General features: G+C 59.1%; 22 protein-coding genes. 11 read left to right on the top strand and 11 right to left on the bottom strand.

Annotated elements, in window-relative coordinates:
* Positions 1 to 173 precede the first annotated feature (173 nt).
* On the top strand, positions 174 to 431 hold the full coding sequence (locus JJB99_RS12255) for a hypothetical protein (protein ID WP_200494852.1): 258 nt from the start codon (positions 174 to 176) through the stop codon (positions 429 to 431).
* A 287-nt stretch (positions 432 to 718) separates the two neighbouring features.
* On the opposite strand, the gene JJB99_RS12250 is transcribed toward JJB99_RS12255, so the two are convergent.
* A complete protein-coding gene (locus JJB99_RS12250) occupies positions 719 to 913 on the bottom strand; it encodes a hypothetical protein (protein WP_246774970.1) in 195 nt (64 codons plus the stop codon).
* A 624-nt stretch (positions 914 to 1,537) separates the two neighbouring features.
* Here JJB99_RS12250 and JJB99_RS12245 point away from each other — a divergent pair.
* Positions 1,538 to 1,777 carry a hypothetical protein gene (locus JJB99_RS12245; RefSeq protein WP_200498996.1) on the top strand — a complete coding sequence of 80 codons (240 nt, stop codon included), beginning with the start codon at positions 1,538 to 1,540 and terminating at the stop codon, positions 1,775 to 1,777.
* A 1,060-nt stretch (positions 1,778 to 2,837) separates the two neighbouring features.
* Entirely contained in the window at positions 2,838 to 3,245 is a 408-nt protein-coding gene (locus tag JJB99_RS36770; RefSeq protein WP_200498995.1) for a DNA-directed RNA polymerase subunit alpha C-terminal domain-containing protein, read from the top strand.
* A gap of 215 nt (positions 3,246 to 3,460) precedes the next feature.
* On the opposite strand, the gene JJB99_RS12235 is transcribed toward JJB99_RS36770, so the two are convergent.
* The 5 genes from JJB99_RS12235 to JJB99_RS12215 form a co-directional block, all read right to left on the bottom strand.
* Complete coding sequence (locus JJB99_RS12235; RefSeq protein ID WP_246775218.1) at positions 3,461 to 4,060, bottom strand: SCO family protein; 600 nt, start codon at positions 4,058 to 4,060, stop codon at positions 3,461 to 3,463.
* A 15-nt stretch (positions 4,061 to 4,075) separates the two neighbouring features.
* Positions 4,076 to 5,185, bottom strand: a complete 1,110-nt coding sequence (locus JJB99_RS12230; protein ID WP_200498994.1) for an MBL fold metallo-hydrolase — start codon at positions 5,183 to 5,185, stop codon at positions 4,076 to 4,078.
* A gap of 158 nt (positions 5,186 to 5,343) precedes the next feature.
* Complete coding sequence (locus JJB99_RS12225; RefSeq protein ID WP_200494858.1) at positions 5,344 to 6,654, bottom strand: adenylate/guanylate cyclase domain-containing protein; 1,311 nt, start codon at positions 6,652 to 6,654, stop codon at positions 5,344 to 5,346.
* Positions 6,655 to 6,944: 290 nt separating this feature from the next.
* A complete protein-coding gene (locus tag JJB99_RS12220) occupies positions 6,945 to 7,805 on the bottom strand; it encodes an ABC transporter substrate-binding protein (RefSeq protein WP_200498993.1) in 861 nt (286 codons plus the stop codon).
* Positions 7,806 to 8,231: 426 nt separating this feature from the next.
* Positions 8,232 to 9,014: a hypothetical protein gene (locus tag JJB99_RS12215; RefSeq protein WP_200498992.1), complete on the bottom strand. Its 783-nt coding sequence runs from the start codon at positions 9,012 to 9,014 to the stop codon at positions 8,232 to 8,234.
* Positions 9,015 to 11,148: 2,134 nt separating this feature from the next.
* Between JJB99_RS12215 and JJB99_RS12210 the strand changes: the two genes are divergently transcribed.
* Positions 11,149 to 11,520, top strand: a complete 372-nt coding sequence (locus tag JJB99_RS12210) for a lipocalin-like domain-containing protein (RefSeq protein ID WP_200495502.1) — start codon at positions 11,149 to 11,151, stop codon at positions 11,518 to 11,520.
* Between the two features lie 430 nt (positions 11,521 to 11,950).
* Here JJB99_RS12210 and JJB99_RS12205 read toward each other — a convergent pair whose 3' ends face one another.
* Both JJB99_RS12205 and JJB99_RS12200 read right to left on the bottom strand, forming a co-directional pair.
* The gene (locus tag JJB99_RS12205) at positions 11,951 to 13,159 is read right to left on the bottom strand and encodes an FAD-dependent oxidoreductase (protein ID WP_200495503.1); all 1,209 of its coding nucleotides are present in this window, start codon (positions 13,157 to 13,159) and stop codon (positions 11,951 to 11,953) included.
* Between the two features lie 58 nt (positions 13,160 to 13,217).
* A complete protein-coding gene (locus JJB99_RS12200) occupies positions 13,218 to 14,198 on the bottom strand; it encodes a tripartite tricarboxylate transporter substrate-binding protein (RefSeq protein ID WP_200498991.1) in 981 nt (326 codons plus the stop codon).
* Positions 14,199 to 14,491: 293 nt separating this feature from the next.
* Between JJB99_RS12200 and JJB99_RS12195 the strand changes: the two genes are divergently transcribed.
* Positions 14,492 to 15,469, top strand: a complete 978-nt coding sequence (locus JJB99_RS12195; RefSeq protein WP_200498990.1) for a LysR family transcriptional regulator — start codon at positions 14,492 to 14,494, stop codon at positions 15,467 to 15,469.
* A gap of 96 nt (positions 15,470 to 15,565) precedes the next feature.
* On the opposite strand, the gene JJB99_RS12190 is transcribed toward JJB99_RS12195, so the two are convergent.
* The gene (locus JJB99_RS12190) at positions 15,566 to 16,882 is read right to left on the bottom strand and encodes a PQQ-dependent sugar dehydrogenase (protein WP_433995784.1); all 1,317 of its coding nucleotides are present in this window, start codon (positions 16,880 to 16,882) and stop codon (positions 15,566 to 15,568) included.
* On the bottom strand, positions 16,882 to 17,319 hold the full coding sequence (locus tag JJB99_RS12185; RefSeq protein ID WP_200495504.1) for a DUF2231 domain-containing protein: 438 nt from the start codon (positions 17,317 to 17,319) through the stop codon (positions 16,882 to 16,884). The genes JJB99_RS12190 and JJB99_RS12185 overlap by 1 nt, the downstream gene beginning before the upstream one ends.
* Before the next feature lie 403 nt (positions 17,320 to 17,722).
* Between JJB99_RS12185 and JJB99_RS12180 the strand changes: the two genes are divergently transcribed.
* Together JJB99_RS12180 and JJB99_RS12175 are read left to right on the top strand one after the other, a co-directional pair.
* Complete coding sequence (locus tag JJB99_RS12180; protein WP_200498989.1) at positions 17,723 to 18,118, top strand: hypothetical protein; 396 nt, start codon at positions 17,723 to 17,725, stop codon at positions 18,116 to 18,118.
* Between the two features lie 683 nt (positions 18,119 to 18,801).
* On the top strand, positions 18,802 to 19,047 hold the full coding sequence (locus tag JJB99_RS12175; RefSeq protein ID WP_200498988.1) for a hypothetical protein: 246 nt from the start codon (positions 18,802 to 18,804) through the stop codon (positions 19,045 to 19,047).
* Positions 19,048 to 19,259: 212 nt separating this feature from the next.
* Here JJB99_RS12175 and JJB99_RS36940 read toward each other — a convergent pair whose 3' ends face one another.
* Entirely contained in the window at positions 19,260 to 19,412 is a 153-nt protein-coding gene (locus JJB99_RS36940; protein WP_200498987.1) for an SAM-dependent methyltransferase, read from the bottom strand.
* Positions 19,413 to 19,578: 166 nt separating this feature from the next.
* Between JJB99_RS36940 and JJB99_RS12165 the strand changes: the two genes are divergently transcribed.
* From JJB99_RS12165 to JJB99_RS12150, 4 genes are all read left to right on the top strand, one after another.
* Positions 19,579 to 19,800 (top strand): hypothetical protein, encoded by a 222-nt coding sequence (locus JJB99_RS12165; protein WP_200498986.1) that lies wholly within the window; start codon positions 19,579 to 19,581, stop codon positions 19,798 to 19,800.
* Between the two features lie 144 nt (positions 19,801 to 19,944).
* Positions 19,945 to 20,250 carry a hypothetical protein gene (locus JJB99_RS12160; RefSeq protein WP_246775216.1) on the top strand — a complete coding sequence of 102 codons (306 nt, stop codon included), beginning with the start codon at positions 19,945 to 19,947 and terminating at the stop codon, positions 20,248 to 20,250.
* Between the two features lie 103 nt (positions 20,251 to 20,353).
* Positions 20,354 to 20,677: a LuxR C-terminal-related transcriptional regulator gene (locus JJB99_RS12155; protein WP_246775215.1), complete on the top strand. Its 324-nt coding sequence runs from the start codon at positions 20,354 to 20,356 to the stop codon at positions 20,675 to 20,677.
* Positions 20,678 to 21,095: 418 nt separating this feature from the next.
* Complete coding sequence (locus JJB99_RS12150) at positions 21,096 to 21,779, top strand: sensor histidine kinase (protein WP_200498984.1); 684 nt, start codon at positions 21,096 to 21,098, stop codon at positions 21,777 to 21,779.
* Positions 21,780 to 21,782: the final 3 nt, after the last annotated feature.

The following is a 21,782-nucleotide window of genomic DNA, read 5'->3' as shown; positions in this document are numbered from 1 at the left end:
ATCCTTGGGGCGCTGAAGCAGGGGACGGATGCTGGAGCCGTTCCTCGGATACCTGACGCCAGCGCGAATCCTCACCTGTGCTCTTTCTACCGACAATGCAGTAGCTCGCGCGTGGTCTGAGCCACCAGTAATCGACAATTTGACTCTCGCCGGCGCCGCGCTTCGATGGCGGCATGACCAAGGCAGAGAACCGAGCGGCCGCCAAGGCGTATCACCAGGAGCGGATGCGCAAGATCAGCGAAGAGGCGCGCGCCAAAGCGGTCGAGGCAGAGCTCGGCGAGCTGGATCTATTCCGCCGATACCTCATGCAAGGCGGGCTCGGCCACACCCGGCCGCTGATCGATGCGATCGACGACTATGCCGAGCAAATCACCGGGGATCGGACCGCGCTGCACGGGAAGCCCTCAAGCATCGGGCCAGCAAGGCGCTGATGTCCTGGTCCCGCAAGCTGAAGAGAGATCAATAAGAGGATGACACGCCCAAGCTTGGATCCCCAAAAGACGGCCCCGACCCTGGGGGTTCTTGGGCGTGTGAGAGGGCCAGGGCCGTTGGAGGTGCTCGGGCGGTAATGGGATCGCCAAGCGTTGCCACCTTATCCCGCCATCACGGCGTTCCTCTGTTCGGTTCAGCATCAAGTACGGCCGCTTCAGAGCAGGCAAAGAGGCCGCCCGCTGAGGCGGCGTGAAACTACGGTGCCAGGAAAAACTGGCAACTCGGCTCATTGCGAGTTGTTATTCTGACCTTGATCATTCTGATTGCCGTCGGAATGCACCACGCGACCACCGGATGATGCGATCGCGCCTGACGTCAACGACGTCGAGAGCAGCACAGTCATGGCTGGAGGCGTTACGGCTGCAAACTTCCCACAGATCTTCAAAAATTCTCGCCGATCGTTGTCTTCCATCTCAGACATGGTATCACTCCATGTGCTCTGGATATTTTCAACGGCTTATAATTAAACTATTTATCCAGATTATAAATAAAATAATGCGCAGCTTTGATCACGAAGTGTAGCACAGCAGCCAAGCTGTCTCTTTCCTGCGCATAGGAACATTCCGGGAAACGAGAACAGAGGCTCCCCAGCGTGAACCGCCGGGCCGCTTGTCAGTGGCTCAGCCGTGCTGCGGCGGTTGTAGCTGCTCCAGTGCACCCTCGATCACTCGGAGGTCCTCAAGTAAAGCATCTCTTGAATGAGCCGGGTCAACGCCCGATGTGGACTCTAGCTGTTCGAGCAACTGGCGCCGGAGCTCTCGCATATTCTCCAAGGCTTGACGGTTCTTCAGGCGCACGTAAGCCGAAACGATCGATTCAATGCTTGTTGCCAACGGGTAGGTCCCAATACAAAATTCTAAAACAGGTTGTATCGTAACCCTTCCGGGAAAATCTGGTATATACACTTTTTTGTTAGGGGAGAGAGCGCGGCATGGCTGAGGACCGACTGAGCGCGAGAGGACGTCTAAATTCGGCCGTTGTGTAAGTTTTGATACGTTGCGCGCCCATGGATCCTGCTACTCTCCCGAGACCGCGGGGGCAAAGCATGGACAATCTGAAGAACGCGCTGGGAGAGCTCGAAGCGCCGATTTGTCCCGACTGCCACGTCAACATGAGGTGGTTTCGATCAGAGCTGGTGCGAGACACGCCGGTGATGATCGCTCACCTCTTCGTCTGCCCAAATTGCAAACGCGCTCAGCGGACTGAAACGAAGTTCACATCGCGCTCGGTTCCACCAGAAAAACTGGCTGCGCCCCGCTTCCGTGTGATCGTAGGGGGCAAATAAGCCACCGACTAAGGCCGCCTACAATTGCGAAACCAAGAGGGCAACGCATGCGATCACCGTTGCCGTGCTGAAGGTCACTACGACAAGGGCTTGTTCGCTGCGGGCTTTCAGTGCGGCATCATCCATCGATGTCCAACCGAAGAAAGCCCATCTGGTTTCTTGGAATCTAACCTTTGTTAACCTCGCTCCAGAACAAAATAGGGCCACTGAGGTCGGAAACAGGCCAGTGCCTGGCCTCATGCCATGCCACCTCACTCGTCCGGCAGCTCCTCGCCCCGATGCAGCGTGATCGGCGCGGAGTTCGCATGCGCTGTGGATGCGAATACCTTGGCCACGCTGCCTCGGAAGGTGGTAGGCGTGCTTCTTTTTACGCCTGCCGAAGAGCTTAGGCTGATCTATGCCGGTTCAGCAGATGAACCAAAGCTCGCCGGCCGACGTACGTCAGCTCGCCGAGCAATTGCGCGAAAAGATGGTCGTTGAGATCGGTTAGCCTGTTCTTTGTCATTTGGTCTTCCTTCGCTCAAAGCGCGGAATGCGCATCGAGAAGCCGAATCCTGAATCGCGGCGGCGCGTAGACGCACTTAGCCATCAGGATTTCTCATTCCGCGCGAACAGCATTTGAGTCGCAGGAGGACTGCAGGCATGCAGGCCGCTCATGCCATCCCGCCTTGCTGCCAGTCCTGGGTCGCCTGTTCCAGCAGCCCATCAGCATCGCCAATGCCGGATTCGGCGGGGTCTCGCTCCCGGTCGTTCAGCTCGCCAAGAAGGACAGAAGTTAAGGCCCATGGGGTCCGCCCCGGCGGAACGTGGAGGCTCCAGCCTCGTTGATGCTCAGGAGTTATGATGAGCTTTAGCGACTGGCGCTTTTACGGGTTCGTGGCTGGCTGCTTGGTTGCAGCAGCGCTACTTCTTGCATTGCTTATAGGGGGCGAGGTCGCCGGCCCGCAAGTTGCTGAGGTGCATCATCGTCCGACGTCAGAAAATCGAGACTGAGTTTATTTTTCAACAACGCCCGTTATTGCCTCGAACGGCACACGGCAGCCGTCCAGGATCTAGTGTGATGATGAACGACAACTCTATTTCCAAGCCGGCCAGCGCCGCTCAACTAGCGGCAGAAAAGATGTTTCGCCAAGCTGAACCCGAGGTTTCAGAATACATAAAGGCGCAGCAAGCGTTCGGCGCTAATCGGGAGCGGCTCCGGGACGAGCGGCTTGCCCGTGAGGCGGTGGCTCCCACCCATTTGGCCCCAACTCCCGAATTGCCCGACGACACGCCTCTTGCAAACGTGCGTCTGCCATCGCGTGTACAAAACGCGCTTCAGGCCGCCGGCTTCAAAACGGTCGGGGAGGTCCGCGATGCGACTGACAAAACGCTAGTGAGCTTGCAAGATCTCGGTAAGAAGTCAGTATCGGAGCTGCGCGACACCCTCGGCCTGCCTTCGACGGAAGGAGTGAGACCCTGCCGATAGTACTTGCGAGTCTATCTCGGACCAGCTTTTGCCTGCGCATCAGGCCGTGTACCTATACCCGGCGGCGTCATGTGACTGGTGCCTACGTCCGCTTTGCTCCTATATAGCGACCAAGTTTGTGCAGCAGCGCAGTATGTCGGGATGGGCCAACAGCAGACTGAGCATCGAACGTTTTATTGCTGCTATCATGAATGAGGAGCGGGAGGTCCGGCGCGTCAATCGAGATACTTGCGAAGGATTTCGATGAGCCGATCCGGCCCCGTCTGCGGCGGCATGAAGCCGAGGTATTCGCCGTTCCGTCCCATCAAATAAATGACACCCGAGTGATCGATGGAATACTCGCCGCTCCGGTTGTCTTCCACCTTCCCGTAGTACGCCTTGTAGGAATTGGCGAGTTCCTTGGTTGTTTTGGAAGATCCAGTCAGCCCGATGAAGCTGGGGTGAAACGCTTCAAGGTAGTCGGCAAGCACGTCCGTGTCACGCTCGGGGTCGATCGTAATGAAGATCGGTTGAATGCTTTCGGCTTTGGAACCGAGCGCGTCCAGCGCCTGCGTGATTGCCATTAGGTCGGTCGGGCAGACATCAGGGCAGAAGGTGTAGCCAAAATAGATGATCATCAGCTTGCCACGAAACTCGGTGTCGCTGCGTATCTTTCCGTGCTGGTCAGATAGGGTGAACGTTCCACCGATTGGCCCCCGGGCGTACATCAGGTCGTCCATCATCTCCGCGGCCGAGGGTTGCGGTTCGGCGACCGCCATCGCAGCGCCAATAACCGACGCAGCCACAACAAACACGCACGCCGCCAGCTTGGTCACCGCGCGCCCCGTTAATCAGATACCGAACGTTATCCGTGTGCCCGTCGTTGTAGTGAGCACTTTGCCCGGCATCTGGCGCTGCGCTTCCTGGGTGAAGTTCAGCCCGCTACAGTGCATCGGGATCACCACGTCAGGATTAAGGTTGGCGATCTCAGCGACAACCTTCGTGAGATAGTCAGCCGGTGCCGGCCCGAGATGGAAGCCGCCCATGATGGCATGAACCTTGTCAATACCGGACACTGCCATCGCCTGGCGCACCGAATTGACGATGCCGACATGGCCGCAGGAAGAGATGACGATTAGGCCCTTGTCTCTCAGATTGAAGCAGGTTGCGTGCTCATGGATATGTTCGTCGGGCACGACCTTGCCTTCCATCTCTGCCGGCAAATAGTGGCTGGCATTGCAGCCGGCACCGTCCTTGATCTGAAATCCCACCAAGCTGTTCGGAAGCACTTTCTCGATGCTGCTGCGGGTAATCTTGCCGGTGGTGAAGGCCTGACCTCCGATCACGACTGGAGCTTCGCACAGCACAACCTTCACGTTTTGTTTGACAATGTCCCGGCGGTCGAGAGTGCCAAAGTCGGCGAGGTCGCCTCCGGCACCCATCTTAACGTAGCGCGGGCAAAAATTGTCCTCGCCGCCGGCATACATTGTGAGGTCAACCGGTAGATCCTTGCGGTGCCGCTCCAGGAAGCCGAGCAGGCCGCCCCAATGGTCAAAGTGGCCGTGGCTCATGATCAGCGCGTCGATTTTAGAAGGATCGAGCCTGAGAAGCTCCATGTTGCCGTTGATCGCTTCGGGTGTCCAACCGAAATCGAGAAGGAAAGTTTTCCTCTCATTGCCGCGCTGCGGCTCCAGGTACAGCGACAACCCCCATTCGCTATGCAATGGCCGCTTCGGATCGGTCGATCGGCCGGGCTCGGTCCTCACCCCGCTCACATCTTGCGGCTTAAAGAAGATGTCGCTCGCGCTGTCGACGAGAACCCTGACGGTGAGCTTGTCGACCGTTGGGATCTCGATCGAGCCCGCCTTGGCCACCTCCCAACAGGAAAAGCTGCCTGTCGCGGCCGTAAGCGTCAGCCCAGCAGAAAACTTTAAAGCATCACGTCGGCTGAAATTTATCATGACCAATTCTCCATTCGGCATTTTCCGGCCGGCGAAGATTATCCCTCAATTACAGGCGCAATCTATTCCGCTGTCAACGCAATAGGGGATCGTCTCAGCTGACGTCGGTTGTGGGTCACAAGCGGGGGTCGGGGCGGAATCGACGCTCCGGAACTTATTCAGGTGACGGCTGCGAAGAGACGCATTGTCTCGGCGAGACCCTTAAGCTCAGCGGGTCCCTTATCGACGAACTTGAGGCCAGCACCTGCCACCAAGTCTTTTACCGTGCTTGAGGCCAGAACTTCGCTTGCTTTCGCATGCTGAGCTACTCGTGCTGCGATGTGCACAGCAATGCCGCCCACATCGTCTCCCATCATTTCAACCTCACCGGTATGGACGCCGGCCCGCACTTCGAGATCGAGCGGCCGCACCGCGCTGACAATCCTCTGGGCGCAGCGGACAGCGCGCGCCGGGCCGTCGAACAGCGCCAGAAATCCGTCGCCTGTAGTTTTAACCTCGCGTCCGCGATGCCGCTCCAATTCCGAACGCACCGTCGCATGATGCGCTTCCAGAGTTGAACGCCACTGCCGGTCACCCACCAACGAGGCCCTCCTTGTCGAATCGACGATATCGGTGAACAGCACAGTCGAGAGGACGCGATCAACGTCGAAGGCAGTGGCGGAAACACCCATGAATTGTCTGATCTCCTCGACAAGTCGATCCTGATCTCCTGACCATGCGAGGTGATCGCTACCCGGTAGTTCGATGTAGCGCGCCTGAGAAATTCTCTCTCCAAGCTCGCGCCCGGCGAGTGCACGAATCCGTACGTCGTCGCACCGGTGCATGACAAGCGTAGGAACACGGATCGACGGCAGGATGGCGGTCACGTCGATCTCGCGGTTCATACGCATCAGATTGATCACATCAGACGGGCTGGCGGCGGAGCGCTCGAACTTGGCGAAGCGCTCCATGGCTCCGGGAATTGCGGCTGCCGATGGGGAGAAACTTGGCAGACTTTTGCCGGAACCCCAGTTGGACCGGATATCACGCTCGAGTCCCGCAAAATCGTCAAACGGAACGGAGGCGCCAACCGTGCGCGCATACGTGCCGAACAGGATAAGGCCGGCGACCCGTTCAGGGTAGGTCGCTGCGAACAGAATCGACATCGGCCCGCCCTCCGAGACACCGAACAAGTAGGCTCTCTTGGAACCCGCGGCGTCGAGGACGGCGCGGATATCGTCGATCCTTTCATCGAGATGCGGGACACCGACGCCACGATCACTGAGACCCGTGCCGCGTTTGTCGAATCGGATCAGTCGCGAGAACGAGCCGAGGTCATTAAGGAACCGCGCGGCGTTGGGATTCTCCCACGACAGCTCCAGATGCGATACAAAGCCCGGGGTCATGAGCAAATCCGGACCGTCCTGTCCGGATATTTGGTACGCGACGAAGACCTCGCCGCTGGTCACATAGCGCGTCTCGACAACCATGGCTTCCCGCCACTCTGGGTCACTGGGCAGCCTACGGCTAAACGGCCACACAGTGCAATCGAGCAGCGAGAGGCTAGCGAGAGGCTCATGGCGTGTGGCCGTCGCCTCAGGCTGGCCCCTGTTCGCTGAGGGTCCGCGGCGTACCCCTGCCGGAGCCTTTCGGAAGTCGGCTTCGGATCAAAAGCTGCTCTCTGCTGCCCTCATGAACTTGGTCAGCTCATTTCTCCGAAGCTGACTCCGCCGCGATCCGGGCTCTAAGTCAGCCATGGGCCACAAGCCGACATGAGGCATTATTCGATTACCCGATCAGCCATCAGCAACACGCGTTCGGGGATTTCGATTCCGAAAGCTCGTGCAGTTCGCAGATTGATCACGAACTCGAAGGTAGTTGGCTGTTCGACAGGTATATCTTTTGGCTCTGCGCCCTTAAGTATTCGGTCGGCGTATTCAACCGCCTTCGTGAACAACGACCGCATGTTTGGACCATAACTCACCAATCCGTCGTGGATCGTGACGTAAGTGCTTACCTGGAAGATAGTAGGTAAGCCCGCTCGCAATGCGATCGGAGGAAGAGTGGCTCGTGGAGGATCAGCAAGAACGTAAACGACGTCACATTTTGCAGCCTTCATCTCCGCGAACACCTTTTCCAGGTCTTCCGGATTGCGGGCGAGAAAACGAGTCGCAGAAAGACCCGCCTTGTTTGCCGCCTGCTCCGTGACCTCTGCGAAGACCGGGTGAGTTGGATTGTTGGAAACCAAGATCCCGATCTTGGTCGCTTTCGGAAACACCTGCCGGATAATATCCAGTGTCTTTGTCGTGGTGTCTCCGAACATGTTGGCTACACCCGTGATGTTCCCTCCTGGGTGAGTGAAGCTCTTGACGAAGCCGGAGCCAATCGGATCGCTAGCCGGCGCCATGATGATGGGAATTGTGCTCGATGCCCTTTTCGCAGCGGCAACCGCCGGCGTTGCTTCCGCGATTATCAGGTCAGGACGGAGCGCGATCAGCTCATCAATCAACTGAGGCAAATCGGCGTAGCGGCCGTTCGCCGCTCGAAAGTCGATGACTAGGTTCTTGCCCTCTTCATAACCTGCATCCTTGAAGGAACTGCGGATAATATCGAGGACCGCGCCCCCATGTCCAGAAGTCACCAGAGCAACTCGCCGAACCTTCGCTGAAGCTGCCCTTGCCGGACTAACGATGCTGAGAAGACATAAGACAGTCGCCCGACGTGTTAGCGACTTGACCAAAGCCGGTCCTCCTAAGTTCACTTACCAATCGCGACAAAGTTTCAACCCCTTCTTTTTGCAAGACTAGTGCGAAGCAGGCCGATGCGCCAGACCTGACTTCCGCTTCGGGTCAAAGTGAGAAGTCTGAGTGCTCAGCCGGCAGGTCGGCTTTCCCCCTAGCTCCAGACAGACCACTGCATCGGACCAGCGGACGCGATGGGCCAGAAACGGAATTCGCTGTTCTACGAGACCTCGTAGTTTGGTCGCCAGTTCTCATCTAAGATGCTCTCGGACTTTGGCCCGGAGCGCCACCAATTCAGCTTTTGGTATTGTGGTTCTGCGACGCCCTCACTGGATTAACTTGAGCAATTTCTCCCGCATCGTCCTTCGGGTTTCGACCTGTGCCGAGCCGTAGACTTCGCCCGGCAAGAAACGCGGCGTGTAATCCGGTGGCCCAGTGACTTCTACGGACTTGCCTGGATAACCCTGCTTATCTGAAACCTCTTGCTGCGTTCCTCTCGCCAACCCGGCTCGTATTTCGTGCAAACCACCTCTACAAAGCAGATCGTCATCCTGTCTGGCTGGAGCGGTACGGGTCTCGTACCCCAGTGCCAACGCGACAATTTTTTCCTTCCACTCGGTGGATTGGCTTTTCATGAACGCTAAGATCACGCCGTTCTTCTCGATCAACTGGTCCACTCGATGGGATGGTGCAGTTTTATCCTCGCATTTCGCGCCATCGATCGCCGCTAGTTCGAAGGCGTACAACCAAAGCAGTGCGGCGCTCATCCGGGGGTCTGCGGCGGGGTCGCTTATCTGTTTGCTAATCCCTATCATCCAAAGCCAGCGCATATAGTGAAGCGTTAGCAGAAACCCGCCCCCGCCATCCACGCGCGACTTCAACCACACGAGTCCTTTTGATAGGGAAGTTGCATCGCTGGGTGGGTGTTCCAGCGCTGCAGTCAGGTGCCCCCAATCCTTGGCTTTAAAGAAGGAGTCGAGTTCGGAGTCAAATGAGCGCGCAGCATCTCCGGTGACAAGCGCGTTCTGCGCGACAGCGCGATTGAACGAAAAAAATAGGCTCGTAACTATCAAGCTGAACGTGAGCCAACTACGCAATTGTGTTTTCAAAGTTTATTCCCCCGCCAGCTCATTGATTTTATAAAACTTCTATGAAGTCTGTAAGAATGGGAAAGGTCGGGACTGCAAAAGCAACGTCGCGCTCCGTTTGATCCGATGAGAAGGTCGGATCGAAATTCGACAAGCCACAAATCCGGTTTGGGTCAAGAGCGCCATTCAGAAGGTCCTCCAGCCGCTTCCCGTCTGCCACGAGCCGACATTTCTGAGCCCCGCGCGGGCTTCGCATTCGGGCCAAATCAGGACTAAGGCTTCACAGGTAGGCTGCAATCTTTGAGGTGCCAGCGGGGCACACTTCATCTAGCTACCTGGTTAAGCAATCGAGCACCATCAGCGACGGGATCTGAGAAAAAGCGGCTGCCATGAGGCACACGCGAGCCAATACGTACTCGCCCGGGATCGGTACTGACGAGGTGTCATATTCAGCTTGCTTTCGAACGCACCAATCCCAACGAATGGCAATAAAAAGCGGGAGGGCTAGGGTCGCAAACGGCCACGCCACCAGCAAAGACCACGGAGAGCCTTCGGACCACTGGGAAAGACGCCAGCTCGGACATCCGGCAGGAGCAGCAGTCAAGAGCGGTAAGGTCGCTGACCCAGCCGAGCATAGCGCGGCGATGAATACAGCGATGCGAGCGAAGATCATCGCGGTTCATGTCCAACTCCCGGGGCGCATCTTGAACGGGAACTCTTTCCAGAACACCAACGGATCGGCATAAACTTGTCGAACTCTCCGAAGGTCCGCTCCGGGTCAAAGTGAGAAGTCTGAGTGCTCAGCCGGCAGGTCGGCTTCTCCCCCTAGCTCCGGACAGACCACTGCATCGGACCAGCGGACGCGATGGGCCACAAGCGGGCATTCCATCAACGAGCCGGGATCGTAAACTCAAAGAGAGCCTTGCCTTCGTCTAACTGGCATCTATCCGGCTATGGCTGGCCACGCGCGATATGCGTCCACGCCCTACTCGAAGAGTAGTCTGTGTCGCGGTGCGATCATATCCAGTAGCTACTTGCTACCTGGCGCGAGAATGCCGGTATTGTTAGTGTTTCCCAAATTATTGACGGCGTTGTTTGCCGTTGGGTTGCTATAGGAGGTGGAGCTTGACGAAGTGCTTCCGGCCTGGGGAGGACCACCAGTTGACCTATTCAGGTTGTTGCCTGTCGTCCCGTGGCTAAGCGCGTTGCTCGTGTTCGGGCCGGGTGAGCCTCCCGTACCGTTTACACTCCCGCTGCTCGACATCGAGCCAGCTGCCATTCCAGACGAGCTTGAAGCTCCCGAAGATGCACCGCCCCCACTGCTGCCTCCTCCGGATCCACCGCCTTGCGCCAGCGCTGTATACGAAGCGCTAGCAAGCATTGCTGCAAGTGCTGTCACAATAAATGCGCGATGCATGACATGACCTCCTGAAGGCCTACAAAATCAAGTACTCTCTCCCTCGAGGCGTTCCTAGGTAGAGCGGGATTTATGACGCGGGGAAGCTAGGCCATTGTCGCGAGCAGGACAGCGGCTAATTGGCGGGAGCGGAACTTCATACCGGCATCGGCCGTTCACCAAGCCCTAATGGTGCAAGGAAGGGCAAGATGACGGACCTCACGAAAAAGGAGCTGATGATCTTCGCTGCGGGCGCTTTAGTGGCGCTACCAGTCTTTGGGGGGTTGGGACTCGCAGTGCTGGGAGTCGTCACTTGGTAAGGCGTCTTCGTCGAATCCAGCGCGTTGGCGGGCATCGACCGCGGCCGCTTATGTCCCGCTGAGCTTTGCCCCAGGCGAAGCTTACCAGTTCGACTGGAGCCACGAGGTGGTCCTGCTGAGCGGCACCACGGTGATCGTGAAGGGGACGGCTGTCGGCGGCTTCCGCCCTTATGTGCGATTGCTCATCTGCTCCTCCTTCGGTGCTTCCGGCAGAAGCGGGACATCTGGAAATCAGGCGTTCACGAGCGGGGTTTCCTATAATCTCCTGTAGCTCTACAGTGCGGAACAGGTTCAAGGCGGAGCCACGGAGGACACCAATGAAGCACCGTAGCGTTCTCGGTATGTGCATTGCCACGGCTTTGGGGCTGTTGCCTTTAGTCAGCAGTCATGGCTGAAGAAAGGACTCGTTGGAACGTGGACGGTTCTCTCGTGGGAACAAATGAAAAGCGACGGCACCACGTTGCGGCAGTTCGGAGCAAACCCAACGGGTATGGCCATTTTTGACGCACGCGGGCGGTACATCATCACGGTTATGCGCTCAGACCGGGCCAAGTACGCAAGCAATGCGCTCTGGCGAGGCTCTGCGGAAGAAAACGAAGCAACAGCCAATGGGACCCAGACCTACTTCGGGACTTACTCGGTGAATGACCAAGACCGCAGCGTCGCAATTCATGTTGAAGGTAGTTCCTTTCCGAATTGGAATGGTTCAGATCAGAAACGCTTCGTTGCGATCACTGGAGATCAGCTCACGCTAACTATTCGTCCTCCAAGCGGGGAGAGCGTCGATGTGGTTTGGAAGCGAGCAAAATGAACACCCACGTCGCGTCGGCTTCTGCCCCTCGCGACATTGCCGCGGTCGCGCATAGGGGCGGTATCAGAGCGAAGCGAACCACGCCGCCGGTTTATGAGTACACGGCTAGTGCGGAATCGAAGTGACCGGCGAAGAGCCTCCCGTGATCCAGCGGACAGGCCAAGCCGCTTCGCTTGGCATCGATCGCAGGTTGCCGCTGGTCCGGCGCTCACGCCCGATTGCCGCCGATGAGGCTCAATCGCTCTTCGCAGTCCTTCGGGAGCCGAAGCTCGGCCAGAATCGCAAGACGACCCTCGATATGTGAGGGGCTTTCGGCAACTTCAGGAAGACGGCGCGCCTACTTCCGAGGGGCCGGCGCCTGCGCGTTCGAATTCGCCGGCTAAACTCGCCGTCGGTTGGTGAGACGTCGACTAAGAGCCAGAAGGAGACGTTAGAGCACCCCCAGCTCTTTGGCTCGATCGAGGCTCGCGATCATCGATACTCTTCGTAGGAACTCGCGAGTCAGTTGTCGGTCATTCGCCGTCCGTCTCAGTTCGTCGCGGAAGCCATCTCGCTCGTCAGGGTCACTGGTTTCCAGATTGCGCTTGGTGCGGATGGAGTGCTTCTGCACATGCTCGATTGCCACCGCGCGGCGCTGCAGATCGTAAAGATCCAAATCAGTGTCTGGAGCCGGTCTTGTGCAAAACTCACCCAGTCGCTCCGCCAGATTCACCGCATCGTGGATTCCTCCGTTCAATCCCATCCCGCCCAGCGGATTGTTGATGTGAGCAGCATCGCCGGCGAGAAAGACGCGCCCGGCGCGGAATGCCGCCGCGACACGCTGGTGCACTTTGAAGAGGGCGATGTGTGCGATCTCGCCGTCGTCAACTCCGGAAGCAAGCGTTGACAGCGCGGTTCGGGCAAAGGCGCGGCTGGTCGCTGTAGCATCTGGCAGATCTCGCGCGAGCGGTAATATCACGCGCCACCTCGAGGGGAGTTGCAACAGGAAGCGCCAGTTCATCGGTGCCGCCACATAGGTCAGCGATTCCACACCCGCGAGCGCGGTATGGAAATCGAAAGACGTGTCTACGATCAGAAAGCGTTCGGGCCAGGTGAAGCCTTCGAACGGAATGCCAAGCGCCTTGCGCACCGCGCTGTGACTGCCGTCGGCGCCGATGAGCCAGCTGCCGCGTTCCTCTCGCGGAGCGGAGCTGAACGATGAGAGCTCGACGGTGACGCCGGTCCGATCTTGCGAAACGCCGCTAACTCGCGTTCCAAACTCGATTTGGTAGTTCGGATTGCCGGACAGTTGATCGTGAATGATGCGCGTGAGATTGAATTGCTCGCACTGCAATCTGTACGGATGCCGTGTCGAGTCGGCGATAGCGGAATAGTCAAAGGTGGCCATCACCTCGTCGCGTCCGGAGCGATATTGCAGCCGGCGCGCAATCAAACCGCGTTGGGCGAGCGATTCGGCCAAGCCGAGGTCGTCGAGCATATCGAGCGTCGGTGGATGGAAGGTCGTCGCCCGCGATTCCGTGGTGAGCGCCGCGGACGCTTCGAACACCTTCACCGGAATACCGCGCCGTACCAGGCAGGCGGCTGCCGTGAGGCCGACTGGTCCTGCGCCGGCGATCAATATGCGCTGGTTCGGCATCATTTCGGTGGGTGCCTTGTGACTAGTTGAGAAACCGGGAGACGGGTCGGCCTGCCAGAGCTTATTCGGCCCTGACGTTTGCCGCTTTGAGGATCGGCCACCACTTCTGGATTTCGGCTTTTTGCAGGTCTGACAGGGCCTGAGGCGTTTGCTGTTCGCGTGTTGGGATTTGGACGCCGAGACTCTCCAGCCGCTCACGGACGACGGGGTCGGCCAGCGCGTCGACGACGGCCGCGTTCAGCTTGGCGATGACAGGTCGTGGGGTTGCTTTTGGCGCGAAGAGAGCGTGCCAAACCGATATTTGGAGGCCCGGGAGTCCAGCCTCCTCAACGGTCGGGACTTCGGGAGCGGACGCCAAGCGCTTCTTCGCTGTGACCGCGTACACCTTGAGTTCGCCGTTGCGTACGTGCGGCAACGCGCTCGACACCTGATCGAACATCACGTCGAGGCGTCCCGCGATCAGGTCCTGCATGACAGGCGCCGCGCCGCGATACGGCACGAACTGGAAGTGCGTGCCGGTCAAATGCTGAAACAGGATCGCGGCGACGTGGGAGGCGCTGCCCACACCCGACGTGCCTTGTAGAGCCTTGTCCGGGTTCGCCTCCAGCCACTCGACGAGTTGCTGCAGGTTTTCAGCAGGCAATGAGCTCCGTCCCAGGATGAGGAGCGGATTGTTCCCGAGCAGCGAGATCGGCTCGAAGTCCTGCACCACGTCGTAGGACAGCGGGTAAATCGCCCCGTTGAGAACGTGCGTGCCCCAATAGCCGTAGCTCACGGTGTAGCCATCGTTTGCGCTGCGGGCGACCTTGCCTGCCGCCACGCTTCCTGCTCCACCGACGACATTTTCGATGATGACTGGCTGGCCGAGCGTGACCTTCATCCGTTCGGCGATTATGCGCGCCTGCACGTCCGCTGGTCCGCCTGCCGCAAATGGCACCACAACGGTGATTGGACGCGAAGGGAATTCCTTGGCGGAGGCATTGCCGGCGGCGAGCCAGGCGGCCGCCATGATTGAGCACGCGAGGTAGGTGAGAGTTGTCATTCTGTTTCGCTCCCTACTATCCGGCAGCGCCCAGGATATCCGCGATCTCGCTGCCCAGGCCAGCAACGAACAGCAGAGCGCTGAGCATCAATCCACCCACGGACCAGAGGCACAAAACGGGCAGCGTCGCGCGTCGGGCGGACTGTGCCCAGCGAGGGGAGGACGTGGGTGTTCATGGTGTTGCGCTCCGCGTGGTCTCGCCGCCAATAATCGGCCGAGACCGTTGCGACACTAGCTCTCCTTCGCTACAAGCAATATTCTCTATTTTCCTGGATCCACCAAAGTCCTAGCTTATGGCCAAAATCATCGATTGGGACAGCCACATCGGTCGTCGCCTGAGCTTGCGCGACCTCCACGTGTTCTTCGTTGTCGCCCAGGAGGGCAGCTTGGCGAAGGCGGCCGCGCAGCTGCGTGTATCGCAACCGGCCGTTTCCCAACTGATCGCAGACCTCGAGCATTCCGTCGGTGCAAGGCTTTTCGACCGCAGCTCTCGGGGAGTGACGCTGACGATCTACGGCCGTGCCTTGCTCGGGCGCGGCCGGTCAGCCTTCGACGAGTTGAAGCAGGGCGTTCGGGAAATCGAGTACCTGTCCAACCCTCGCACGGGGGAGGTGAAGTTTGGTTGCCCGGAGGGACTCTCGCAAATCTTGCCACCGGTGATCGAGAGCTTTTCGAGGCTTTATCCCGGCATCCTCCTGGACATCCACGAGGAGGAGTTCGCGTCATTCGCCGGCAAGCTGCGCAGTCGTAGCTTGGATTTCGTACTTCAGCGGCTGCATGGGCGTCCACGCCCCGAGGACCACTCCGCCGATGATCTGGACGTCGAGATTCTCTTCGAGGATGAGCTGGTCATCGTTGCCGGCGCAGACAGCCGATTCAGTCGCAAGAAGAAGATCGACCTCGCGCAGCTCATCGACGAGCCATGGATACTGGCCTCACCTCCCAGCTGGAACCACAAGGTCATCGCCGAGGCGTGTCAGGCACGCGGCATTCCAATGCCGAAGGTGGTCTTGAGCACTTTTTCTTCGCACATCCGGGCCAGTATGCTCGCTTCCGGCCGCTACATTGCGACGTTTCCGAGATCGGTTGCGAACTATTTCGCGGGTCCGTTCGGGGTGCGAGTCCTCAACGTGGAATTGCCCTCTCGACCCTGGCCAGTGGCAATTCTGACGCTGAAGAACCGAATGCTGAGTCCGGTGGCAGGAGTCTTTCTCGACCATCTTCGCCAATTCACGGCTTCGAACTATCCCTCGGTCGCTCGGCCGGCTTGAGCACCGGGTCGCCCGGTTGTCGGCGGCGGTCTAGTCTGCTCGCGACGAGTGGACAGCCCACGGATAGAAGCGCACCCAGCTAAGAGTATCCCTTAGCTACTGCCCCGACTGGGCCGCGCTGACGCGCCATATCGCGTTGCCCGTATCATCGGCGACCAGCAGCGCGCCGGTGCGGTCAAGCGCTACGCCCACGGGTCGGCCGCGCACCGTATCGTCGTCATTGCCGAGAAATCCGGTAACGACCGGGACAGGTTTGCCCTCCGGTCGCCCGTTCACCAGCGGGACGAAAATGACTTGATAACCATTGACCGGGCTACGGTCCCAACTGCCGTGCTCACCGACAAAAATGCCGTTACCGAATTTGGGGGACAGCGTCTCGCCCTTGCTGAACACGAGACCGAGCGCCGCCACGTGTGAACTCAGGCCGTAGTCGGGCTTGACCGCTTTGGCCACCAGATCGGGTCTCTGCGGATGCACGCGGACGTCCACGTGCTGGCCCCAGTAGCTGTAAGGCCAGCCGTAGAAGGCGCCCTCCTGAACCATCGTGAGATAGTCCGGGACAAGGTCCGGGCCGATTTCGTCCCGCTCGTTCACCACCGCAAACAGCCGGCCCGTTTCTGGATCGACCGCCAGATTGGTCGGATTGCGCGTGCCCGACGCAAAAATGCGCTTGGCGCCGGTCTCGCGGTCGACCTGGTAGATCGCGGCCCGGCCCTCTTCGGCGTCGAGGCCGTTTTCGGTGATGTTGCTGTTGGACCCGACACCGACATAGAGCTTGGATCCATCGGGGCTGGCCGCCATCGCTTTGGTCCAGTGGTGGTCTATCGGGCCAGCCGGAAGATCCGCCAGCTTCGTACCGGGATCCGTGATCTTGGTCTGCCCGAGCGCGTACTTGAACGCCATGATCGCGTCCGTGTTGGCGACATAGAGCGTGCCGTCCACATACGCCACGCCATAGGGTGAGTGGAGGTGGTCGACGAGAATCGTCTGCTCTTCCGGCTTTCCATCGCCGTCGGCATCGCGAAGCAGGGTGATGCGGTTGCCGCCCTTGCCGGCGGTTCCGGCCCTTGCCTTCACCTTGCCTTGGATGAAGTCCTTGGGCCGGAAAGGTGTGGTGCCGGGACTGTTGCCTTCCACGACCAGGATATCGCCGTTCGGCAGAGGATAGACGATGCGAGGATGCATCAGCCCTGTCGCCATGGCTTGGACTTTCAACCCTTCGGTGACCGTTGGCGTCTCACCCGGCTTCCAGCCTATTCCCTTCGGGACGCTCATCGGCGGCAACAGATAGTTCTGAGGCTCTGGCAGGTAGGGATCAGACCCGTACTGCCGCATGGGATCGCCGCCTTGGTCGCAAGCGGTCAGCACGACCAAGGCGCAGATGGCGTAGAGGGCTCGGAGCTTTGCATGAATCACAGCCTGTCTCCGATCGCAGGAGCACGAACCGTGGTCACCGCCCAGCCGCGGACGGCGGCTATCAGGAGCAGAACCGTCACGATCGCGGAGATCGAGATTCCCTGCGGCACGACCGAGGTCCAGGCGTCGCGGCTGTGGATGAAAACATTCAGAAGAGAGAGAAGCGCCGCCAGCGCGACGAGCAAAAAGGAAATCCAATTGATCCGCCCCGCGCGGCCCGCGAGAAGATCGATGATCAGAGCAATCGTTGCGATCAGAGCCAGGACCAGTCCGGCAGCAATCAGCCAAGCCGAGGAGTTGGCCCACTGCCAATTCGATGTGTCCCAGTACATGGCATCAGTAGCGAACCCCGCTATCAGCAGGGTTGATCCGGCGCAGATGAAGCTTGGGTGCATCAGCGGTTTGGGACTGATTTCAGGAGTCGATCTCGCCATGTACTTTCCGCGAACCATTCCCGCCGAGCCAAGCCCGCGCGCTTGCGAAGTTGTGCATGGCGCGAACGCGGTAAGCACCCGAGCAGTTCCTACTCGCGGCGGACAGGTGAACCGGACGCCGGTTGGATCGCGAAACCACGGCGCATGTGGCGGACGGCTCGGCATTGGCGTGGTGCCAAGGACTCAAGTTGCTAACCTCCCAGGTTCTCGGTCGTACCGCTCAACGTCCCGCGCGGCCTGACCTACAAACCGGAACACCGCGGCTCCGCGGCACATTGCTCTTCCATGGAAGCGTTTCTGTACCGCCTGCTGAAGGCCAGATCGGACTTTCCGATCTGGGTACGTTACCTCCTAACGCTCGGTCTGGTTGGGATCGCTTTCTTTGCCAGGGCGCGAGGCCCGCTTGTCGGATGTGGCGCTGAACTGGCTGCTGGCCGGAGCTTCGCTCATTCCGGGCGGCCTGAAACACGACGGCAGTGTTCTGCGGCTGTCGCCCAGTCCCGCGGGTCCCCAACACAATGAGCAGGCGGGGGGCTTTCTCAAGGCCGGCATGCGCGATCTTCCCATCGATCCCGAGAGCGGGGAATCGAAATCGCCGATGCACAAATCCGTCTATCGGCGTTTCGAGGCGGGATCGGTTCTCCTCTATGACCGCATGGCAGCGTATCGGCCGGACAACATGAGGGTTCATGTCGACTTCAAGCACTATTTCGATGGAAGCGCGGCGCAGCCGCCCCAATGCATCCCCGATGACATTGAACGGAAGTGGGAAAATGCCGGATACGTCGGGCGGCTCTGACCCACATACAAGATTGAGCAAGCGGTTCTGTCGGGCGGCTTTCGACGCGCCGTGGCGTCCGCCGAGACAAGTGGAGCAGATCACAATGCTGAGAGTGAACTCGCCGACCGGCCGCCAAGAACACCGTTTGAAAAACCGTTTTAGTTCGGCCTTCTCAAACGGTTTCTCTCGCTAAGGTCTTGATTTGTTTGGTGGGCGCACCAGGGCTCGAACCTGGGACCCGCTGATTAAGAGACATGCTAAAGACCTTGATTTCTCAAGATAATTTTTCCAACCGCGCCAAAATCCAAGCATTGGAGATCAACGGCTTACAGTTAAAAATCCAACCACGAGAGCGGGTCGCTCTTGGCGGTCGACGGATCCGCGGCACGGTTCTGTCGATAGGTCAAACGCTCGTCCCGCAATTGACGGCGTCGGACCTTTGCCCTCCGAAAGCAAAGGTCACACGATCGACACAACGACATCGTGCGACAGCAACGGCCTTGCAATACTCGTAAGCAGCACACGCCAACGGACCGGCGTAGTCTGCGACATGCGGCCTCGCGAATTCGGCTGAGGCTGCGCATTCGATTATTGGCGCCTGAAGCTAACGTTAAGTTTACTGGCGCACGAGGCTCAACGAACGACATCCGTGTCCGAGAAGCCAAGCTCCCTCGGCTTCCACTAACAAGCGGAGACTTTCCATGATGAACCTGACGCTCCTGTCGACCTGCCTGATCGCGGTCGCCATGCTTTCGACCCCTGCCATCGCTCGCGAGCATCACATCGCTTCGCGGCATTTCGCAGAACGCGCGAATGCCTCCACTTCGCCAGCCGCAGTGAACCTGGGCGGCCGTCCCTGCTATCCCGCACCGCGGGTCGGCGCATATGCGACGGCGCCGTGGACCGGAAACAATGTCCCCTGCGAACCGGGACCGGGCGAGTATTGATTCGTCCGGATGGGCGCTACCGATTGGCCATCAAAACCAACCCGCGGCCTTCGACAAGGTGCATTGGCTACAACGGTGCTCGCCTGGAATTCGCGTAAGTCGGGCTGGAGGTTGTCCTCCAAGCCCGATTTCTTCCTACGGGACCTCCGGCAGCATAGAGATACTTTGGCAGGCGACCGTCGAACTGCCGAACCGAGACTCGGGTCGGAACGTCATCTCCACAGAAGCCCACTGGCAGCTACGGCTTCGGTGCTACTCGTCGCCGGCGCTATTCCGCAGCGTTGACGTAAGTTGGAGACTGCCTCAAGTCCCAGTCCGCCCCACCCACATCCGATGTCGAGCACCCGCTGACCTGGGTGCAGCATCAGCTCCTGATCGCTTCGCAGTTTTCGATGGCCTGTCGGATTGGTGCGAACTCAATTCCCGAGCCGGCCTTTGGCGCAATTTTTGCTAACTCGACTTAATTCTGGTCAAGCCATTCGCGGCCATATGGCTAGGCTACCCTGGGGCTGCGAACTCCGGGAGCCGCGCATGCCGACGCAGATTGTAATGGATCACACGGGCGATACCCGTCACCTCTTCGACGCGAACGATGCCGAGGCACTTGCCAAAGCAGAAGAACGGTTCAAGGCGCTTGTCCGCAAGGGATTTACGCCCGCTGTTCGCGACCCGGCGGGCGAAGTCAGGATTGCACGCTCGTTTGATCCGACTACGCAAGAGATGCTGTTCTATCCGCGGCTCGTCGGCGGCTGACGGCGGCCGAACATGTCGCCGGATAGGCTTCTCACTGCGGCAAGGGCTATCTGCAGGCATTGGATAGTTTGGCGGGCCTTCTGCGAGCGCTGCGTCGCCCTAAGCCGCGCCCTCACCAGCGAAGACGTTCGCGAGGCCCGCGGAATGACGCTCCTAAGAGAATGGCTGTTGCCTGAGCAGCGCGCGCAACTTGATGCCAATAAATGGTTCGACGTTATCGGCTGCGACACTGGGAAGCGATACCGCATCCGTTACGGCCGGGTGGTGAACGTCGTCGAGATGAGCGAAGAACACTGCCCGGTAGTCGGCTGGTGTTTTGTGCCCAGGGGACCGCTGGTCGCCGGCGACGTCATGCTTGCGCAAAAGATCGCTTTGCAAACCGATGAACATGCTGCGCTATCGGTGGCGCAGCCGTTTCCGGTTCAAGCCCCACTGCACGTACGGGGTTAATCTTCGCTCACTCACTCACCGATGAGAGCGGGGAAATGATCCACCCGAACTCGCCGGTTTGCGACAATGCAAGGGAGGTAATATGCGCGGATGTTCAAGCGTCTTGACGAAGCAGCAGCAAGCGGTCTGCGACCTCGTCATGGAAGGATTGGGCAACAAAGCGATTGCAAGGCAACTAGGGCTCAGTCCCCGAACGATCGAGGACCACAAGCTCAGCGTCTATCGGAAGAAGATGGACGTGTCGAATGGGATTCGGTTGGTGCGGAAGGTACTTGAAAGGAGGATCGAGGAGCTGGTTTCCTCCCACAGTAATGGGGCGTCAGCAGTCATTCGTCACCGAGAACGCGGAGGCGTGATTGACGGAGCTGGCGGAACTCGGCTGGAAGACGCACGGCGGCTCGCCGAACAGGTCGAGCACACGGCGTAAAGTAGCTCGCTGTTAGAGCGATCCAGATCCATAGCGTGTGAATCGGCGAGATGAAACGCCTCCATGCGGATCAATGATGGAGTGGCCGAGGCGCCAATCAGCCACCGGCCCCCGCGCCTCTTCACGAGCAAGTTCGCGAACTCTCCGACATCCCGATACCTCGGTTTGATTGCGACAGCAAACGTGTCGATCCGGTCTCCCTCGGGTATAATGGACCTCGCCGCTCAATGGGCTACTACTCAGGCCTGATCACGATCAGCGACTGAATCGGTCGAGTTTCAAGGAAGCGGGAGAAGCCGATGAACGGCGTTTTGTGTGGGCGCAATCGCATCAGCCTGGACGATCTCGGTACGGCTAGTACAGCGAAGAGGCCCGTCGGTGAATGGGGTACCGGCGTCTTGTGCGTCGGGAGCGCGATATGATCGAGCCGGCTATCGAATTGCCTTTCCTGGAGGAACTCACGCTGCTGAGCGAGCTCAGCCACAGGGTCAAGAACGAGTTTGCCTGTGTCATCGGCATCGTTGCTCACGCTGCGGTTCGTTCCGACAACGAGGAGGTCAAGACCGCCCTGACAAGGGTCTCTGAACTGCTTCACAGGTTTGTCGACGTCCACCGTGCCATGCAGAGGCCAGAATATCACGCTTTCGTCGACGCAGCGGTGCATCTTGAGGGACTATGCGCGTCGATCCGCCGGTCCAGGCTCGACCATGCGAAAATAAAGCTGGTGCTCGCCGCCTCGCCCCTGGAGTTGCAGTCGGACCAATGCTGGCGACTGGGTCTGATCGTCTACGAGCTCATAACCAACTCGGCACGGCACGCCTTTGCCAACGGGAGCGGCGAGATTCGGGTCGAGTTGTGTCGGGCGGGACCGTTCGTGGAATGTAGAGTGCTCGACAATGGGTCGGCTCCGGCCACAATACAGCCGGGGCGAGGCCTGAAGGTCGTCCGCGAACTCGCCAAAACTCTTGCCGGAAAGCTCGACCATCAGTTCGGATCGGCGGGAACGAGGTCGATCCTTACCTTTCCGTCGTGCTGCGAACCTCCGAGAAACGGGCACGAAAGAATCCTGCCCACCGAGCCGAGCCGCTTTGCAACGCAGTAGCGG

The organism is Bradyrhizobium diazoefficiens, assembly GCF_016616235.1.
Lineage (GTDB): Bacteria > Pseudomonadota > Alphaproteobacteria > Rhizobiales > Xanthobacteraceae > Bradyrhizobium > Bradyrhizobium diazoefficiens_H.
This window is presented reverse-complemented; position numbering and strand designations above follow the sequence as displayed.

What these genes read in the sequence shown, in the direction of transcription:
- JJB99_RS12225 (WP_200494858.1), bottom strand. Translation starts at nt 6,654, where the DNA reads ATGGTTGTCGAGACGCGCTATGTGACCAGCGGCGAGGTCTTCGTCGCG.
- JJB99_RS12160 (WP_246775216.1), top strand. Translation starts at nt 19,945, where the DNA reads ATGACGCTCCTAAGAGAATGGCTGTTGCCTGAGCAGCGCGCGCAACTT.
- JJB99_RS36940 (WP_200498987.1), bottom strand. Translation starts at nt 19,412, where the DNA reads ATGCTGCACCCAGGTCAGCGGGTGCTCGACATCGGATGTGGGTGGGGC.
- JJB99_RS12210 (WP_200495502.1), top strand. Translation starts at nt 11,149, where the DNA reads ATGAAAAGCGACGGCACCACGTTGCGGCAGTTCGGAGCAAACCCAACG.
- JJB99_RS36770 (WP_200498995.1), top strand. Translation starts at nt 2,838, where the DNA reads ATGATGAACGACAACTCTATTTCCAAGCCGGCCAGCGCCGCTCAACTA.
- JJB99_RS12230 (WP_200498994.1), bottom strand. Translation starts at nt 5,185, where the DNA reads ATGATAAATTTCAGCCGACGTGATGCTTTAAAGTTTTCTGCTGGGCTG.
- JJB99_RS12165 (WP_200498986.1), top strand. Translation starts at nt 19,579, where the DNA reads ATGCCGACGCAGATTGTAATGGATCACACGGGCGATACCCGTCACCTC.
- JJB99_RS12200 (WP_200498991.1), bottom strand. Translation starts at nt 14,198, where the DNA reads ATGACAACTCTCACCTACCTCGCGTGCTCAATCATGGCGGCCGCCTGG.
- JJB99_RS12245 (WP_200498996.1), top strand. Translation starts at nt 1,538, where the DNA reads ATGGACAATCTGAAGAACGCGCTGGGAGAGCTCGAAGCGCCGATTTGT.
- JJB99_RS12255 (WP_200494852.1), top strand. Translation starts at nt 174, where the DNA reads ATGACCAAGGCAGAGAACCGAGCGGCCGCCAAGGCGTATCACCAGGAG.
- JJB99_RS12250 (WP_246774970.1), bottom strand. Translation starts at nt 913, where the DNA reads ATGTCTGAGATGGAAGACAACGATCGGCGAGAATTTTTGAAGATCTGT.
- JJB99_RS12195 (WP_200498990.1), top strand. Translation starts at nt 14,492, where the DNA reads ATGGCCAAAATCATCGATTGGGACAGCCACATCGGTCGTCGCCTGAGC.
- JJB99_RS12150 (WP_200498984.1), top strand. Translation starts at nt 21,096, where the DNA reads ATGATCGAGCCGGCTATCGAATTGCCTTTCCTGGAGGAACTCACGCTG.
- JJB99_RS12185 (WP_200495504.1), bottom strand. Translation starts at nt 17,319, where the DNA reads ATGGCGAGATCGACTCCTGAAATCAGTCCCAAACCGCTGATGCACCCA.
- JJB99_RS12205 (WP_200495503.1), bottom strand. Translation starts at nt 13,159, where the DNA reads ATGATGCCGAACCAGCGCATATTGATCGCCGGCGCAGGACCAGTCGGC.
- JJB99_RS12175 (WP_200498988.1), top strand. Translation starts at nt 18,802, where the DNA reads ATGATGAACCTGACGCTCCTGTCGACCTGCCTGATCGCGGTCGCCATG.